Annotated in this window: 1 protein-coding gene; it reads left to right on the top strand. The window is 33.8% G+C overall.

Features of this window, described 5'->3' with window-relative positions; translation table 11 throughout:
- Positions 1-135 precede the first annotated feature (135 nt).
- Positions 136-281: DUF413 domain-containing protein (gene maoP / locus A3757_RS28205; protein WP_197470265.1), on the top strand; the 146-nt coding region annotated here is incomplete at its 3' end.

The raw sequence follows: 281 nt of genomic DNA, 5'->3' as shown, positions 1-281 counted from the left end.
AAGTGCGCAGAAGATCTGTATTCATATCGATTAAAAATATTTATCGTAATTAGAAAAAAAGTTCATTTTACAGCATAAATCGATTGAAAGCATAATCGCGCGAAATAAGATGGTTAGATTATATTAGGCAAAAATATGGCTAATAAACAAGCATTCCACACAACGGGTAAATTTTGGGCTATAGAGCATTTTCCAAAAGGAATAGCAAGAAGCGGCCACTTTACTAAAGAACAAGCACAATTACTCGAAGATTATGGTAAGTCATACAAGGCTCTCTATGG

This window comes from Oleiphilus sp. HI0117, from assembly GCF_001635235.1.
This window is presented reverse-complemented; position numbering and strand designations above follow the sequence as displayed.